General features: G+C 61.1%; 12 protein-coding genes and 1 tRNA gene. 8 read left to right on the top strand and 5 right to left on the bottom strand.

Features of this window, described 5'->3' with window-relative positions; genetic code table 11:
• Positions 1 to 57: 57 nt before the first annotated feature.
• Complete coding sequence (lpdA, locus tag WMQ00_RS04190; RefSeq protein ID WP_023027802.1) at positions 58 to 1,470, bottom strand: dihydrolipoyl dehydrogenase; 1,413 nt, start codon at positions 1,468 to 1,470, stop codon at positions 58 to 60.
• Between the two features lie 534 nt (positions 1,471 to 2,004).
• On the opposite strand from lpdA, the gene WMQ00_RS04195 reads away from it, so the two are divergent.
• From WMQ00_RS04195 to rfbA, 7 genes are all read left to right on the top strand, one after another.
• A complete protein-coding gene (locus WMQ00_RS04195; RefSeq protein WP_023020446.1) occupies positions 2,005 to 3,381 on the top strand; it encodes an alpha/beta hydrolase in 1,377 nt (458 codons plus the stop codon).
• A gap of 51 nt (positions 3,382 to 3,432) precedes the next feature.
• Positions 3,433 to 4,512: an alpha/beta hydrolase gene (locus WMQ00_RS04200; protein WP_340440694.1), complete on the top strand. Its 1,080-nt coding sequence runs from the start codon at positions 3,433 to 3,435 to the stop codon at positions 4,510 to 4,512.
• A 45-nt stretch (positions 4,513 to 4,557) separates the two neighbouring features.
• A complete protein-coding gene (locus WMQ00_RS04205; RefSeq protein WP_200288337.1) occupies positions 4,558 to 5,883 on the top strand; it encodes a M1 family metallopeptidase in 1,326 nt (441 codons plus the stop codon).
• Between the two features lie 122 nt (positions 5,884 to 6,005).
• Positions 6,006 to 7,487 (top strand): HNH endonuclease signature motif containing protein, encoded by a 1,482-nt coding sequence (locus tag WMQ00_RS04210; RefSeq protein WP_239207859.1) that lies wholly within the window; start codon positions 6,006 to 6,008, stop codon positions 7,485 to 7,487.
• Positions 7,488 to 7,560: 73 nt separating this feature from the next.
• Positions 7,561 to 8,556, top strand: a complete 996-nt coding sequence (gene rfbB, locus WMQ00_RS04215; RefSeq protein ID WP_200289071.1) for a dTDP-glucose 4,6-dehydratase — start codon at positions 7,561 to 7,563, stop codon at positions 8,554 to 8,556.
• A gap of 2 nt (positions 8,557 to 8,558) precedes the next feature.
• Positions 8,559 to 9,914, top strand: a complete 1,356-nt coding sequence (locus tag WMQ00_RS04220) for a sugar nucleotide-binding protein (protein WP_239207858.1) — start codon at positions 8,559 to 8,561, stop codon at positions 9,912 to 9,914.
• Positions 9,915 to 10,763, top strand: coding sequence for a glucose-1-phosphate thymidylyltransferase RfbA (gene rfbA / locus WMQ00_RS04225; protein ID WP_023020440.1), 849 nt, complete (start codon positions 9,915 to 9,917; stop codon positions 10,761 to 10,763). It abuts the gene before it with no gap.
• Between the two features lie 3 nt (positions 10,764 to 10,766).
• Here rfbA and WMQ00_RS04230 read toward each other — a convergent pair whose 3' ends face one another.
• The 3 genes from WMQ00_RS04230 to WMQ00_RS04240 are packed head-to-tail and all read right to left on the bottom strand — an operon-like array spanning position 10,767 to position 13,334.
• On the bottom strand, positions 10,767 to 11,381 hold the full coding sequence (locus WMQ00_RS04230; protein ID WP_023020439.1) for an MBL fold metallo-hydrolase: 615 nt from the start codon (positions 11,379 to 11,381) through the stop codon (positions 10,767 to 10,769).
• Positions 11,381 to 12,466: an S-(hydroxymethyl)mycothiol dehydrogenase gene (locus WMQ00_RS04235; protein WP_023020438.1), complete on the bottom strand. Its 1,086-nt coding sequence runs from the start codon at positions 12,464 to 12,466 to the stop codon at positions 11,381 to 11,383. Before WMQ00_RS04235 ends, WMQ00_RS04230 begins: the two co-directional genes overlap by 1 nt.
• Positions 12,467 to 12,518: 52 nt before the next feature.
• Positions 12,519 to 13,334, bottom strand: coding sequence for a GDSL-type esterase/lipase family protein (locus tag WMQ00_RS04240; RefSeq protein ID WP_200288340.1), 816 nt, complete (start codon positions 13,332 to 13,334; stop codon positions 12,519 to 12,521).
• A 101-nt stretch (positions 13,335 to 13,435) separates the two neighbouring features.
• On the opposite strand from WMQ00_RS04240, the gene WMQ00_RS04245 reads away from it, so the two are divergent.
• Entirely contained in the window at positions 13,436 to 15,103 is a 1,668-nt protein-coding gene (locus WMQ00_RS04245; protein WP_396130027.1) for an AMP-binding protein, read from the top strand.
• A gap of 66 nt (positions 15,104 to 15,169) precedes the next feature.
• On the opposite strand, the gene WMQ00_RS04250 is transcribed toward WMQ00_RS04245, so the two are convergent.
• Positions 15,170 to 15,245 (bottom strand) — tRNA-Thr (locus WMQ00_RS04250).
• Between the last annotated feature and the right edge of the window lie 59 nt (positions 15,246 to 15,304).

A 15,304-nucleotide genomic window follows, 5' to 3' on the forward strand; every position in this document is an offset into this window, starting at 1 on the left:
GGGACGGCGCGGTGCCGTGGGTGTTGCGCTCAAGGCGACGTCGCCAAGCGCCCCTGCTTAGAGGTTAATCATGTGGCCGCCGATGCCCTCGGCAGCTTCCTTCATGGCCTCAGAGAGGGTCGGGTGGGTGTGAACGTTGCGGCCGATTTCCTCAGCGGTGAGGTCGAAGCGCTGCGCCAAGGTCAGCTCCGGCAGCAGCTCGGAGACATTGGAGCCGACCATGTGGCCGCCGATGAGCTCGCCATACTCGCCATCCGCAATGAGCTTGACAAAGCCCGCGGTCTCGTTGAGACCGGCAGCCTTGCCGTTGGCGGAGAACGGGAAGGTAGCGACCTTGATATCGCGGTCCGCGAACTTCTCCTTTGCGGCCTCTTCGGTGTAGCCGAAGGAAGCGACCTGCGGGTTGCAGAAGGTAGCGCGCGGCATGTTCATGTAGTCACCCAGAAGCTGGGTCTCCACGCCGGCGATGGTCTCTGCGGCGACAACGCCCTGTGCCTCAGCAACGTGTGCGAGCTGCAGCTTCGCGGTGACGTCACCGATGGCGTAGATGTGGTCCACGTTGGTGCGCATGGTGTCATCGATGGCGATGGCGCCGCGCTCGGTGAGCTCAACGCCGGTGTTCTCCAGGCCGAAGCCCTCGGTACGTGGGGCGAAGCCGATGGAAATCATGGCGCGGTCCACGGTGAGGGTGTCCTGCTTGGAGCCATCCTTGGACTCGACCTCAACGGTGACATTATCGCCGTTGTCCTTCACGGAGGTGGTCTTGTAGCCGGTCAGCAGCTTGACGCCGAGCTTCTTGTACTCCTTGGCAATGGCCTTGGAGACGTCCTTGTCCTCGTTCGGCAGGACGCGGTCCATGAACTCCACGATGGTGACGTCCACGCCGTAGTTGGACAGAACATAAGCAAATTCCATGCCGATGGCGCCAGCGCCGACGATAACCATGGACTTCGGGGCCTCATCGTTGAGGATCTGCTCCTCGTAGGACACGATGTTGCCGCCGAGCTCTACGCCCGGCAGGGACTTGACCACGGAGCCGGTAGCGATGATGCAGTCATCGAAGGTGACGGTCTTGCCCTTGTCATCGCCGTCAGTGATTTCAATAGTCTTCTCATCTTTGAAGGAGCCAAGGCCGTTGATCTCGGTGATCTTGTTCTTCTTCATCAGGTAATGAACGCCCTTGACGATGCCCGCGGAAACCTTGCGGGAACGCTTGTGGGCTACACCGAAGTCGAAGGAAACATCGCCGGAGATGCCGAAGTCCTTTGCTTCATGGTTGAAGGTGTGGGCAACCTCAGCGTTCTTCAGCAGTGCCTTGGAAGGGATGCAGCCTACGTTGAGGCAGACACCACCCCAGTACTGCTTCTCGATTACGGCAACTTTCTTACCAAGCTGAGCTGCACGGATGGCGGCCACGTAGCCGCCAGGGCCCGCGCCGAGTACTACTACGTCATAATGTTCATTAGTCACGCCCTACAGGATACGTAACTTTCCCCTCCATGTCGCGCATTGGGTCACACTCTTTTGCCCGTGTACCCCACGCTTCGGGGGTAAAACGCACAAAGGCCCTGCACGGTGACGTCGGCAAGCGCGCGACGTCGTGCAGGGCTATGGGCTCGGTATTTTAGAACAGGCCGAGAGCCAGGGCAGCGTTGGAGGACATGGAGGAACCCATATGCAGGAACTGGCCCAGAACTTCGTTGATGGATACGAGGATGGAATCGAAAACGTTCATTTTTCTTCTTTCTGTTTTTGCCTAGAGCGAGGGATGGGCCCGCGGATGGGACCGCACTATTCACACGTTTAGAACTAACGGGAATTGTAGCGCCGCCGTTACATGAGCGCTGGGTTAGCGCTGCGTTCAGAATTATGACACACAAACCACATGCGTCACAGGTTTTGCTACATTAAAAGGGCTATTAAGGCATAGAGTCTTGCTAACACTCCCGCTATGCGGAACGATACCTACTGAGAAGATTCTCTTAACTCGAGGAAGCTAAAAATATGCATACTTTGCGCTCTATCGGCTCCAGCGTCGCAGGCATCGCCATCGCGGCAGGAGTCCTCTCCGCCCCTATCGCCTCCGCCGTCGAGCCGGCCAAGATTCAGGGGGACGCCACCCCATCCACCATCCGCGAGGTAAACCTCACTGACTCGGCAGATCCGGAAAATATCAACTACGCCATCACCACCGAGGGCGAAAACCGCGTGGTAGATATTGCCGGACTAAAGGACAAGGACAAGTGGAAGGGTTATGCCTTCGGCCACAAGAGCGCCCAGGGCAACCACTACGGCAACCACGTCAAGGTCATGACGGCTACCTCCGCCGCCATGGGTGGCCGCGAGGTCCCGCTTGCGGTCATCTCCCCAGACGGCAACTTTGAAAAGAAGCGCCCCACCCTGTACCTACTCAACGGCGCGGGCGGCGCTGAGCAGGGCATGGACTGGATCACCGCCACCGCGAAGCGCGACGTCAACCCAGAGCAAGAGGGCGTGCAGGACATGGTGGATTTCTACACGTCCAAGGACGTCAATGTGGTCATCCCACAGGCCGGTGCCTTCTCCTACTACACTGACTGGGTTTCTACGCCGGATGCCGGCTACCTCAAGGGCCCACAGAAGTGGGAGACCTTCCTGACCAAGGAGCTGCCAGGCGCTCTAGAGGATCATATCGGAGGCAATGGCAAGCGCGGCATCGCTGGCATGTCCATGGCCGCTACCTCCTCCCTGCTGCTGGCGGAGCACAACCCGGGCTTCTACAACGCGGTGGGCTCCTTCTCCGGCTGCGCGGCTACCTCTCGCCCGCTGCCGCGCCTGTACACCCAGCTGACTGTCAACCGCGGCGGCGGCTCGGCCGATCAGATGTGGGGCGCTATGGGCAGTGAGTACAACGTGTACAACGACGCATTGGTCAATGCCACCCCGAAGAATTTGGGCCCATCCGAGACCTACGTCTCCGTGAATAGCGGTTTGGGCGGTGCCAATGACTGGGGCGCTAAGGGATCGTCCACCCTCATCGTGGAGGGCGGCGTCATCGAGGCTGCTATGAGCTCCTGCACCCACGATCTCAAGGCCAAGATGGATTCCCAGGGCATGAAGGCGGATTGGAACTTCCGCAATACCGGCACCCACTCCTGGCCGGGCTGGCGCGATGACATCTTCTCCTCGTGGAAGACCTTCGAGCGTGGCTTTAACAAGGACGCCGCAGAAGCTCCGGCCGAGCCGGAAGTAAAGCCCAACGAGCTTTCCATCGATGCGCCGCAGGCTCAGGAAAATGCGCAGATCAAGGACGCCCCGAGCGCCGCTGACCAGTCCCCTGATAAGGACTTCGTCGAGGGCAAGGAAGCCGAAGCTCCAGAGGCTGCCGGCGCTGCGGAATAAGTAGCGCAGAAGTATAATCAACGAGTTCATTAACTACAGGAAAGAAGCACAATGAAGCGTCTTAGCTCCATCCTGGCCGCCACCGCAGTGTGCGCAGGCTTGGCTAGCGCCCCGATGGCGGGCGCCGCACAGCTCACCCCGCAGCAGGTAGCAGGCAACGCCGCCCAGTCCACCCTGGCCCCACTAGAGGTCACCCCGGAGTTGGAGCAGCAGACCTGGTACCAGAAGTACAAGGACGATCCGCGCGTCGATAAGCTGCAGGCCACCTCCCCGGCTATGAACGGCCGCAAGATTCCGCTGGCTGTCATTCGCGCGACGGATGAGAACCGCCCGACCATCTACCTGCTTAATGGCGCAGGCGGCGCGGAGCAGGACATGGACTGGCTGAAGCTTTCCGATGCCGTGGATTTTTACCACTCCAAGAACGTCAACGTGGTCATCCCGCAGGCTGGTGCCTTCTCCTACTACACCGACTGGGTATCCGAGCCGAACTCCCAGTATCTTAAGGGCCCGCAGAAGTGGGAAACCTTCCTCACCAAGGAACTGCCGGGCGCTATCGAGGGACACATCAAGGCCGATAACCACCGCGCCATCGCGGGTATGTCCATGTCCGCTACCTCCTCCCTGCTACTGGCGGAGCATAACCAAGGCTTCTATGACGCCGTTGGTTCCTACGCCGGCTGTGCGGCTACCGCCTATCCGGTAGAGCACAAGGCCGTTGAGCTCACCGTTAACCGCGGTGGCGCTTCCGCAGAGCAGATGTGGGGCCCCTTCGGTTCCCCCACCAACCGCTATAACGATGCGATGATGAACCACGAGAAGCTGCACGGCACGGAGCTGTACATCTCCTCCGGTTCCGGTCTGGCCGGCAAGGAGGATACCTTCTCCTATCACGTGGCTCAGGGCACGAACCCTGCGGCGGCCGCGGCAGGCTCCGCTGTCCTGCAGGGTGAGGGCGGTGCCATCGAAGCTGGCGTGAACTACTGCACCCACAACTTCAAGGCCAAGTTGGACCAGGCTGGCATCCCGGCTACCTATAACTTCCGCAATACCGGCACCCACTCCTGGCCGCACTGGATTGCGGACCTCAAGGATTCTTGGCCGGTCTTCGAGCGCGCTTTCAATAAATAAGCTCGTTTCTTTCCGCGGCTAAAAGGGCGGTAGGCTTGCAGCATTATGAAGTTGCTTCCTACCGCCCTTTCGCGTACCCACACTGACCCTTATACCGGCGTGGATTTTAACCTCGGATTTGAGGTGTCCCACTACACGCTGGATCTGACCTACCGCGTGGAGCCCAACTTGCTCCACGGCGAGGCCGTTTTAGCAATCCGAGCGACCGCCGATTTAACGTCTTTGACCTTGGATTTGGGCGGGGCGATGGTGGCCCGTCGCGTGACCGCGAAGGGTGCACCGCGGGTGGCAAAGTTCCGCCAGTCTTCCGGTAAGTTGCGTCTTCGTTTCGCTGCAGAAATCGCCGCCTGTACGGAGTTTGAGCTGGTTATTCGCTATGGCGGTAGCCCTCGCCCCATCCGCACCACCTGGGGCGAGATTGGTTGGGAAGAAACCGAGTCCGGCTCGCTGGTAGCCAGCCAGCCCAATGGCGCGCCGAGCTGGTTCCCCTGCGACGATACACCGTCTGAAAAGGCGCTCTATGACATCATCATTACGGCCGATGATCCCTTTATCGTTGTGTCTAATGGCGACCTCGTCTCCCGCAGGGCGGGCGGCTCCACCACGCGCTGGCATTACCGTACCCGCCAGCCCATGGCCACCTACCTGGCTACGGTGCAGGTAGGTGAGTTTTCCAGCTTTGCCTTGGGCCCTTCCACTCGGGCTTGGGCTCCAGCCACGCTGCGCGAGCGGGTGCTGAATGAATTTGCCCAGCAGCAGGAGATGGTGGACTTCTTTACCTCCATTTATGGCCCCTACCCGTTTGCGGATTACCAGGTGGTCATCACGGAAGATGAGTTGGAGATTCCGCTCGAAGCGCAGGGGCTTTCTATCTTTGGATCCAACCATGTGAAGGGAGACCACGCCTTCGAGCGCCTTATCGCGCATGAGCTTTCCCACCAGTGGTTTGGCAATTCCGTGGGCCTAGGCGAGTGGAAGGATATCTGGCTCAATGAGGGCTTTGCCTGCTACAGCGAGTGGTTATGGGCCGAGCACAAGGGCGAGACCACCGCGCGCGAGGCAGCACGGTCCCACTACAACGTCCTAGGCCGCAAGGCGCAGAACCTCACCGTTTCCGATCCGGGTGCGCGCGATATGTTCGATGACCGCGTGTATAAGCGCGGTGCTTTGACCGTGCACGCCATTCACCGCCTGCTTGGCGACGCCTTCTTTAGCACCCTCCGCAGCTACCTCACCGAGCACCAGCATTCGGTGGTGGAGCCTTCCATGTTGCTAAATTCCTTCCGCGCCGCCGCTCCTGATGCCGCGCTTTTCGACGCCACCGTAGACGCTTGGCTCAACCACACGGCCCTTCCTTCATTCCCGAGTTAGTGGTTTTGGCCCTGCGTTTGTTTGGGGATTGTCTAATCTATTGACCAATCCCTTCTTTCCTGTTGACGGGGTGTTTTATCTAGGTAGAATAGAACATGTAAACGAACAGGAGGGGAGGGATTATGCAGACCACCAAGCACGCGGAGATAGACTCCGCCATCGCCCAAGTTGCCGCCGGGTTAACCCAACTGCGCGCCCTCATGCAGGATCCCTCCGACCTCTCTTTCGAGCTTCTTCACCCTCATTTCGAGCACTTGGAAAGGGCCCTGGGCAACAAGGCCGCTATTGACGCTGCCTTCGCCTTCATCGCGGAGCGCGATGACGCCGGCCGCCGCGTGGGCTCCTCCAAGGCCAAGGACTACCTGACCGCCCGCCTAGGTCTTAGCGAGTCCGAAGCCGCCGCCCGTCTGCGCAATGGGCGCAACCTATTTGCCCCTATCCCCGAACCGGAGCCCACTCCCCCACCTGCTGATCCCGATGCTGATGACGCCACACGCGCACAGGCCGAGGAAGAAGCCCGCCGCCGCGCCGACCGCGAGCGCCGCGAAGAGGAAAAGCGCCGCAAGAAGCTTTTCGAAGAAGAGCCTATCCCTGAGCGCATCCTTAACCTCATCGAGAATGAGCTGCGCAGCCTCAGCAAGTACGCCATCCCCGGCCCAAGCGAGCTGCGCAACCAGGCCCTCGAGCAGGCCAAGCGCCGCTCCTTCGATTCCTTACGCGAGTGGCTGCGTAAGGCAGTTCGCAAGGCGAATAAGCACGCCCTCAATCCTGCCGGCGAGCCCGATCCGCACGCCGCTACCCGCAAGCGGCGCTTTAGCATCTCCCGCCAAGATGCTGACGGCGGTGTGCATATCTCCGGATACCTCGACGCCTCCGCGGCCGCCATCCTTGCCAGTGCCTTTGCTCCCGCCAAAAATAAAGGCAGCGCCGATTTCAGCGCCGAGGATGATACCCGCACTTATGCCCAGCGCATGGCGGACCAATTGACCGCTGCCTTGTCGAGCTACCTTTCTGCCACCCAAAAGGACTCAGCGGGCCTTGGTTCTTTCTTCGTCGCCACCACCTTGGAAGAACTGGAGGCGATGGGCGGCGATACCCGCTTCGCCACCAGCACCGGCATCGAGCTTTCTCCGCTCGATCTCCTCCGCTTGGGTGCCGCGCAGCACGATTTCTTCTGTGCGGTGGATGAGAAGGGCTTTCCCCTCGAACTTGGCCGCACCAAACGCACCGCGTCCCTCTGGCAGAAGCTCGCCCTCGCGGCCTCCGAGCTTGTCTGCACCCACCCCGAGTGCCACCGCCCCTGGCAGGACTGCGATGTCCACCATCTGCAGGCTTGGTCTCACGGTGGCGCCACCGACCTCAAGAACCTCACGCTGCTGTGCCGGCGCCACCACGTAGACAATAACGACTACCGCGATGGCCGCAACGGAATGGGTCACGCCGAGCGAGACCCCGCCACCGGCCGGGTAGGCTACCGGGCCGCGCACGCGAGCGGGCTATCGCCCACAGTAGAGGTCAACGACCACCCCGCCGCGGAACAAGCCCCGGGACGCAGGCTCACGGATCCGCCCTCGCCACCACCGTCTCCCCCGGGCGCGGCCTGACCTCTTGCGCGCGGGCCCGCGGCCTGCCACAGCAGCCCGTCCGACTGCCCTACACTGGATAACCATGCAAACGATGCTCGTCACTGGCGGCGCCGGTTTTATCGGCGCCAATTTCGTGCGCCTCATGCGCCAGGCGCGCCCCGATACCCGCGTTACGGTGCTTGACAAGCTCACTTACGCTGGAAACCGCGCCAACCTCGCCGATCTGGATATTGACTTCGTCGAGGGTGATATCGCCGATTCTGCGACGGTAGAACCGCTCGTCGCTGCCGCCGATGTAGTAGTTCACTTCGCCGCCGAATCCCATAACGACAATTCTTTGCGTGACCCTTCCCGATTCCTCCACACGAATATCGTGGGCACGTTCACGCTGTTGGAGGCGTGCCGGAAGCACGATACCCGCTTCCACCATGTCTCCACCGACGAGGTTTTCGGTGATCTCGAGATTGGGGCAGAAACCAAGTTTGACGAGAACACCGCCTACGCCCCCTCCAGCCCGTACTCCGCCACCAAGGCAGGTTCTGACCACCTCGTGCGCGCATGGGTGCGTTCTTTTGGGCTGCGCGCCACCATCTCGAATTGCTCCAATAATTATGGGCCGTATCAGCACATCGAGAAGTTCATTCCCCGCCAGATCACCAATATTCTCTCCGGCCGCACGCCCAAGCTTTATGGGACGGGCGAGCAGGTCCGCGATTGGATTCATGTCGATGACCACAACGAGGCAGTGCTCGCCATCCTAGAGCGCGGCCGGATTGGAGAGACCTACGCTATCGGCGCGGATCAGCCAGATATCAGCAATAAGCAGGTCATCGAGCTTATCTGCGAGATCATGGGCCACACCCGCGATGGACGCGCGCTCTATGAGCACGTGGCGGACCGCCCCGGCCATGATCAGCGCTATGCCATGGATGCCACCAAGCTTCGCCGCGAGCTGGGCTGGGCCCCGCGGTTTACGGATATCCGCGCCGGCCTCGAAGACACCATCGCGTGGTACCGCGATAACGAAGACTGGTGGAAGCCCGAGAAAGAAGACGTAGAGACCCGCTACAAGCAGCAAGGACAGTAGACATGCACATAACTGAAACCGCCATCGCGGGACTACTCATCATCGACCTCGACGTGCACGGGGACAATCGCGGCTGGTTCAAAGAAAATTGGCAGCGGGAAAAGCTCACCGGTCTCGCGCCCGAACTCGCGAGCTTTCAGCCGGTGCAGAACAATATTTCCTTCAACCACGCCGGCGCTACCCGCGGGCTGCACGCCGAACCTTGGGACAAACTCATCTCGGTGGCGCAGGGCAAGATTTTTGGTGCGTGGTGCGACCTGCGCGAGGGGTCGGAGAGCTTCGGCGAGGTTATTACCCACGAGATTGGGCCGGAGACGGCGGTGTTTGTGCCGCGAGGCGTCGCCAATGGCTTTCAAGCGCTGGAGGATACCTCTTATAGTTACCTGGTCAATGAGCACTGGTCTGCCGAGGCGCGCTATGCCGCGGTGAACCTCGACATCGTGGACTGGCCACTAGAGCCCACCGAGATTTCGGAGAAAGACAAGCAGCACCACAGCCTCGAAGAGGTGAGCCCGATGCCCGCCCGGCGCATCCTCGTCACGGGTGCGAATGGGCAGTTGGGGAGGGCGCTGAAGCGCCTGCTTGGCGACGCCGAATTCTGCTCCCACGCCGACTTCGACATCACCAATCCGCCGGAGCGAAATTGGAAGCAGTACTCGACCATCATTAATTGCGCGGCGTACAACGACGTCAACGGCGCCGAAAACGACCGCGCCGCTGCCTGGGCCGTCAACGCGGAAGGGCCGGCAAAGCTGGCACGCATCGCCGCAGAAAACCAGATCACGCTGGTGCATGTCTCGAGCGACTATATCTTCGATGGGGCGAACGAAGTCCACACCGAGGCGGAGTTGCCGTCGCCGCTCAGTGCGTACGGGGCATCGAAAGCCGCGGGTGATACCGCAGCACAGACCGCGCCGCAGCACTACGTCATTCGCACCTCGTGGGTCTTTGGCGATGGGGAAAATTTCATGTCCACCATGCGCCGGCTGGCTAATAAGGGCGTGGAGCCGAAGGTCATCCATGACCAGCGTGGCCGCCCCACGTTTGCCGAGGACCTAGCCAAGGGCATCGTGCACCTGCTCAAGTCCGACGCGGACTACGGCGTGTATAACCTATCCAATTCGGGCGATACCGTGGGCCGCGATGAGATTGCCATGGCGGTATTCATCGGGCTCGGCCACGATCCGTCCGAGGTCACGCCAGTGACGACCGAGCAGTACCGCGAAATCGCGGGACCGGAGGCGCCGCGGCCCAAGGAATCGACGTTTGCGCTGGATAAAGTCGAGGCCACCGGTTTCAAGCCGCAGAATTGGCGCGCCGCCCTGGCCCTGTACCTAGCGCTCTACCCGGAGGATTAAATGAAGGGCATCATCTTAGCCGGCGGTTCCGGCACGCGGCTCTACCCGATTACCAAGGGCATCTCGAAGCAGCTCATGCCCATCTATGACAAGCCGATGATTTACTATCCGCTGACCACGCTCATCCAGGCGGGGATTCGGGAAATCCTCATCATCACCACCCCGGAGGATGCGGGTGCCTTCCAACGCCTCTTTGGTGACGGCTCCCAGCTCGGACTCATGATCGATTATGCGGTCCAGCCGCGGCCGGAGGGGCTCGCGCAGGCCTTCTTGATTGGCGAGGATTTCATTGGCGATGACAGCGTCGCACTGGTGCTCGGCGATAATATCTTCCACGGCTTCGGCGGCGAGCTCACCCACTGCCAGGATCCGGAGGGTGGCATCATTTTTGCTTACGAGGTCTCGGATCCGCAGCGCTACGGCGTGGTGGAATTCGATGCTGCGGGGCATGCGCTCAGCATCGAAGAGAAGCCGGAGGTCCCGCGCTCAAACCACGCGGTGGTGGGCTTGTATTTCTATGACAACTCCGTCGTGGACATTGCCAAGGGCATCCAGCCCAGCGGCCGCGGCGAGCTGGAAATCACGGCGGTTAACGAGGAATACCTGCGCCGCGGCGAGCTGAATGTCCAGCGCCTGCACCGCGGTAGCGTCTGGCTCGATACCGGCACGGTGGACTCCATGAGCGAGGCTTCTGCCTATGTTGAGGTGATGCAAAAGCGCACCGGGATCGTTATCGGATCGCCCGAGGTTGCTGCCTATGAGGCGGGCTTTATCGACCGCGCCCAGCTAGAAGCACTCGCCGAGCCGCTGCTTAAGTCCGGCTACGGCGAGTACCTGCGGGCGTACTAACGGCTAGTAACCGCGCTCGATGTATTCGTCGAGGCGTGCGGCTTCGGCACCCACCGTGGTGGCGTCGCCATGCCCCGGCAGGACCTTGGTGTCCTCCGGCAGGGTGAAGACCACGTTCTTCAGCGACTCGATGATCACATCGAAGTCGGAGTACTTGCGGCCAGTGGCACCAGGGCCGCCATTGAAGAGCGTATCGCCCGACAGCAGCGTCTCGCCCACGTGCAGCACCACGCAGCCCGGCGAGTGACCAGGGGTGTGGTAGACCGTGATTTTCTCGCCGCCGATATCGAATTGACCGCGATCCGCCAGCGGCGTATACGGGGCATCGCCATTGGACTCCTGCCACAGCATGTCATCGTCCGGGTGCAGATAAACCTCGGTATCGAAGCGCTTGGCGGCCTCGGGGGCGAGCTCGCAGTGGTCATTGTGCGCGTGGGTGAGCAGGATGCCTTCCACGTGGCGATCGCCTACCAGCTCCGCTACGGCATCGAGATCGTGAGAGGGATCCACCACATAAACATTGGAGTCATCGCCCACGACGTAGACGTTATTATCCACGTCCCACTCGCCGCCGTCGAGGCGGAACTTGCCAGAAGTAACCGTGCTATCGATGCGCATTAGAACTCCACCACCGAACGCAGGACCTTGCCGGACTTCATGGTGGCGAAGGCCTGCTCGACGTCGTCAAGCGCAATGCGCTCGGAAACGAACTTTTCTAGCGGGAAATTGCCGGCCTTGGATAGCGCTACATAAGCGGGGAAATCGCGCTCCGGGAGGCAATCGCCGTACCACGCTGGCTTGATGGAACCGCCGCGGCCGTAGAGGTCGATGGCGGGAATGTCCACGTGGTCGGTGAGGTTTGGCACGCCCACCATGACCATGCGGCCGGCGTGGTCGCGGGAGTAGAAGGCCTGGCGCCAGGTGGGCTGGATACCCACGGCGTCGATGGAAACATCGGTACCGAAGCCGCCGGTGAGCTCGCGGACGGCGTCGATGACTTCCTGTTCCGACAGGTCCTTGGAGCAGATAGTATCGGTCGCGCCGAATTCGCGGGCGGTTTCCAGCTTGGATTCGTCAATGTCCACGGCGATGATCTTTGCCGCGGCCGCCAGCTTGGCGCCTGCAATGGCGGCCATGCCCACGCCGCCGCAGCCGAAGACGGCAACGGACTCGCCGAGCTGGATGTCACCGGTATTCACGGCTGCGCCGAGGCCCGCCATGATGCCGCAGCCCAACAAGCCTGCAGCGGCTGGGTCAGTGTCTTCCACCTTGGTGCACTGGCCCTCGTGGACCAGGGTCTTTTCCGCGAAGGAACCGATGCCCAGCGCAGGAGTGAGCTCGGTGCCGTCCTCGAGGGTCATCTTCTTCGAGGCGTTGTGGGTATTGAAGCAGTACTTTGGCTCGCCCTTCTTGCAAGCGCGGCACTCGCCGCATACGGCGCGCCAATTCAAAATGACGAAGTCGCCCTCCTCCACGTGGGTGACCGCAGAACCTACGGTCTCCACCACGCCTGCGGCCTCGTGGCCGAGCAGGAACGGGAAGGCGTCTTCAATATCGCCATCGCGGTAAGCAAGGTCGGTGTGGCATACGCCGCAGGCCTGCACGCGCACGATGACGTCATTAGGGCCGGGGTCGGGGACAACAATATTGACGGTTTCGACTTCCGCGCCCTTGGAACGGGCAATAACAGCTTTTACAGTCATGCGCCCGAGCATACCGATATTTTCAAAATCGGCACATTAATGAAAATATTTTTTAAGAGCGAGCGATGACGTTGGCCGTATGCTCGTGGCCGCGCTGGTTCATGTGGATGGGCAGGTTGCCGTCGCCTGCGCTAAAGTCCACTAGACCAGCCCACATGCGCTGGTTTGCATCGGCGCACATGCCGTTATTGCGGGTGGAAGGTTTCATATCCAAGAACTGCACGCCGGTGCGTGCCGCCAGGTCCACCTGCATCCACTGTGCCTTATTCTCAAAGTCCTGGATTGGCGGCAGGAAGGTGGAATCGGCCGGGCGCGGGCCGAAGTGGAAGAGGCAGTAGTACGGGCCAGAACCGATAGTGGGGTAGCCAACGATCTGCACGCGCGCATTCGGAGCCGCACGCTTAATGCGCTCAATCTGCGGTGCGGTATGGTCCGCGAACTGCTTGCGAATCTGCGACAGGTTGAGCTCGCGGTGGTTATAGGTGTCATTGAAACCGGTAGTGATTACCACACGGTTGGTAGCCGGAGTCAGCGCGCCGGTACGGATGGCCGCATCCACCTGCTGGAAAATCTGCGGGCCGCGGGACATGGACACGGCGCCGGAGCAGGAGAAGTCCCGCACCGGAAGGCGCAGCTTGGCACCGGCACGCTTGGCGTAGTTATTGGAGGTCGGGCAATCCACGCCCACACCCTTAGAGGGATCGTAACGGTGGGCGAAGTAGGAGCCGGCATCTGGATCCGCGAGGACGGAATCGCCGAAGGCTACTAGGTTGCGCTCCGCGGCGGTGGCCTGCGGCGCGACTGCCACGCCTACGACGGCCAGCGCGGACGCCACCACGGAGAGGACTTTGAGCTGCAGAGATTTCATGAGATCCTTTTCTAGAAACACCAGTAACTTCAGGTAACTGTAGTCACTTCTGTAATTTCGAGTTGGCGGCTACACCGCGCGCCTCTCTCACGAGATCGTCCATGGTTACCTTTTTGTTATCTTCGCTTTTTGGAGCTACCCCAACCGTGAATTTTTCTGATTTCACATTCCACGCTGCAGCCCTCGGCCGGTTCGTGCCGGCGCTTCTTAACGCCGGACTCATCAGCCACCAAGGCGGCGCGAAGGCCCAGCTCAACCTGCTGCCGAACCTGGCCCGCTACCGCTTTACCACCGCACGCGAGATCGAGCAGGGCTACCTTGCCTGTCCGGAGCGCTTGGCGCTTATCGACGACGACGGCACCCTCACCTACCGCCAGCTGCGCACCCACACGCAGGGCTTCGCCCGCTACCTCCGCTCGCTGGACCTGCCCGAGATTCGCCTCGGCGTCATGGCGCGCAACGGCCGCGGCATCATCATTCCGCTCGGCGCCAAGGGCTATGTGGGCGCTTCTATTTACCTGCTCAACGTAGGCTCCTCCCCGGAGCAGCTGGCCGGCTGCATTGAGGAAAACGGCATCAATGTGCTCGTCGTGGATGATGAATTCATCGACCGCGTGGACACCGATATCCCCGTAATCATCGCGCACGATACCGGGGCTAGCGAGCTGCCGAAGTTAGACAAGATTGTGAAGAATCCACCGGCCGTGGAGCTGCCGCGCTTCCCCAAGCACGGCCCGATCGTGCTCATGTCCTCCGGCACCACCGGCATTCCGAAGGGCATTGTGCGGCCGGAACCGACCCTGCCGGTAGTGCTGGCCTCCATCGTGGATACCATTCCATGGCGCGCCGACCAGCGCCTGCAGATCACCGCCTCCATCTTCCACACCTGGGGATGGGCCTGCATCAATATCGCACTCGGACTGCGCAATACCATCGTCACCCGCCGCGTATTCGACGCGGAGCAGGTGCTTGACGATGTCCAGCGCTACCGCCTCGATGGCATGATTTCCTCCCCCATCTTCTTTAAGCGCCTAGTGGAGCGGGACCCAGCCGGTGAGTTCGATACCTCGAGCCTGAAATTCATCGCCTCGGCCGGCAATGCGCTGACTCCGGAGGTGGTCAAGGAGACCAATGAGCGCTTCGGCGCCATCCTATGCAACGTATACGGATCCACTGAGCTCGCGCTCGCGACGACCGCCACCATGGATCAGGTGGCCGCCAACCCCACCATCGCCGGGCGCGTGGCCTCGGGCACGAAGCTGCGCATCCTCGATAAGGAGGGCCACCCGGTTCCGCGCGGCGAGGTGGGAGAGATCTACCTGACCAACTCCACTGCGATGACCGGCTATACCAACCCGAACCTGCGGCTCAATAAGGTGGACGGGCTCATTTCCATCGGCGATTTGGGCTACATCGATGAGCACGACTTCCTGCACGTGGTCGGCCGCGCCGATGACATGATCATTGTCGGCGGCGAAAACGTCCACCCGCAGTCCATCACCGAGGTCCTCGAGGCCATGCCCGGCATCCACGAGGTCCATGCCGGTGGCGTGGAGGATAGCGAGACCTTCCAGCGCATCGCCGTGTGGGCGGTGCCTACTGCCGACGCCACCGGAAAGGCCCTCACGGCCGACGCCATCCGCGAGTGGGTCCGCACCAAGCTCGCCGATCACTCCGTGCCGCGCGATGTGCACTTCCTATCCCAGCTGCCGCGCAACGCCACCGGCAAGGTGGTCCCGCGCCTACTGCACAACCACGGCGAGGCTTAACGCTCTGCACCCACTGCCGTGCCCACAACGGCGAAAGGCCGCAGGCTAGATAACCTGCGGCCACTGTGGAGCCGCCTGCGAGAATCGAACTCGCGACCTTTTCATTACGAGTGAAATGCTCTACCGACTGAGCTAAGGCGGCACGCTGCTTGGCATATGCCAGTGCAGCAAGAGAAAGTTTAACCTAGGGGCGCCGCGGAA

The sequence above is a fragment of the Corynebacterium sp. KPL2825 genome, from assembly GCF_037908445.1.
GTDB lineage: Bacteria > Actinomycetota > Actinomycetes > Mycobacteriales > Mycobacteriaceae > Corynebacterium > Corynebacterium kefirresidentii.

Excerpts from the sequence above, each read along its gene's own strand:
- WMQ00_RS04200 (WP_340440694.1), top strand. The coding sequence starts at position 3,433 with ATGAAGCGTCTTAGCTCCATCCTGGCCGCCACCGCAGTGTGCGCAGGC.
- rfbB (WP_200289071.1), top strand. The coding sequence starts at position 7,561 with ATGCTCGTCACTGGCGGCGCCGGTTTTATCGGCGCCAATTTCGTGCGC.
- WMQ00_RS04220 (WP_239207858.1), top strand. The coding sequence starts at position 8,559 with ATGCACATAACTGAAACCGCCATCGCGGGACTACTCATCATCGACCTC.
- WMQ00_RS04195 (WP_023020446.1), top strand. The coding sequence starts at position 2,005 with ATGCATACTTTGCGCTCTATCGGCTCCAGCGTCGCAGGCATCGCCATC.
- rfbA (WP_023020440.1), top strand. The coding sequence starts at position 9,915 with ATGAAGGGCATCATCTTAGCCGGCGGTTCCGGCACGCGGCTCTACCCG.
- WMQ00_RS04240 (WP_200288340.1), bottom strand. The coding sequence starts at position 13,334 with ATGAAATCTCTGCAGCTCAAAGTCCTCTCCGTGGTGGCGTCCGCGCTG.
- WMQ00_RS04210 (WP_239207859.1), top strand. The coding sequence starts at position 6,006 with ATGCAGACCACCAAGCACGCGGAGATAGACTCCGCCATCGCCCAAGTT.
- WMQ00_RS04245 (WP_396130027.1), top strand. The coding sequence starts at position 13,436 with ATGGTTACCTTTTTGTTATCTTCGCTTTTTGGAGCTACCCCAACCGTG.
- WMQ00_RS04205 (WP_200288337.1), top strand. The coding sequence starts at position 4,558 with ATGAAGTTGCTTCCTACCGCCCTTTCGCGTACCCACACTGACCCTTAT.
- WMQ00_RS04230 (WP_023020439.1), bottom strand. The coding sequence starts at position 11,381 with ATGCGCATCGATAGCACGGTTACTTCTGGCAAGTTCCGCCTCGACGGC.
- WMQ00_RS04235 (WP_023020438.1), bottom strand. The coding sequence starts at position 12,466 with ATGACTGTAAAAGCTGTTATTGCCCGTTCCAAGGGCGCGGAAGTCGAA.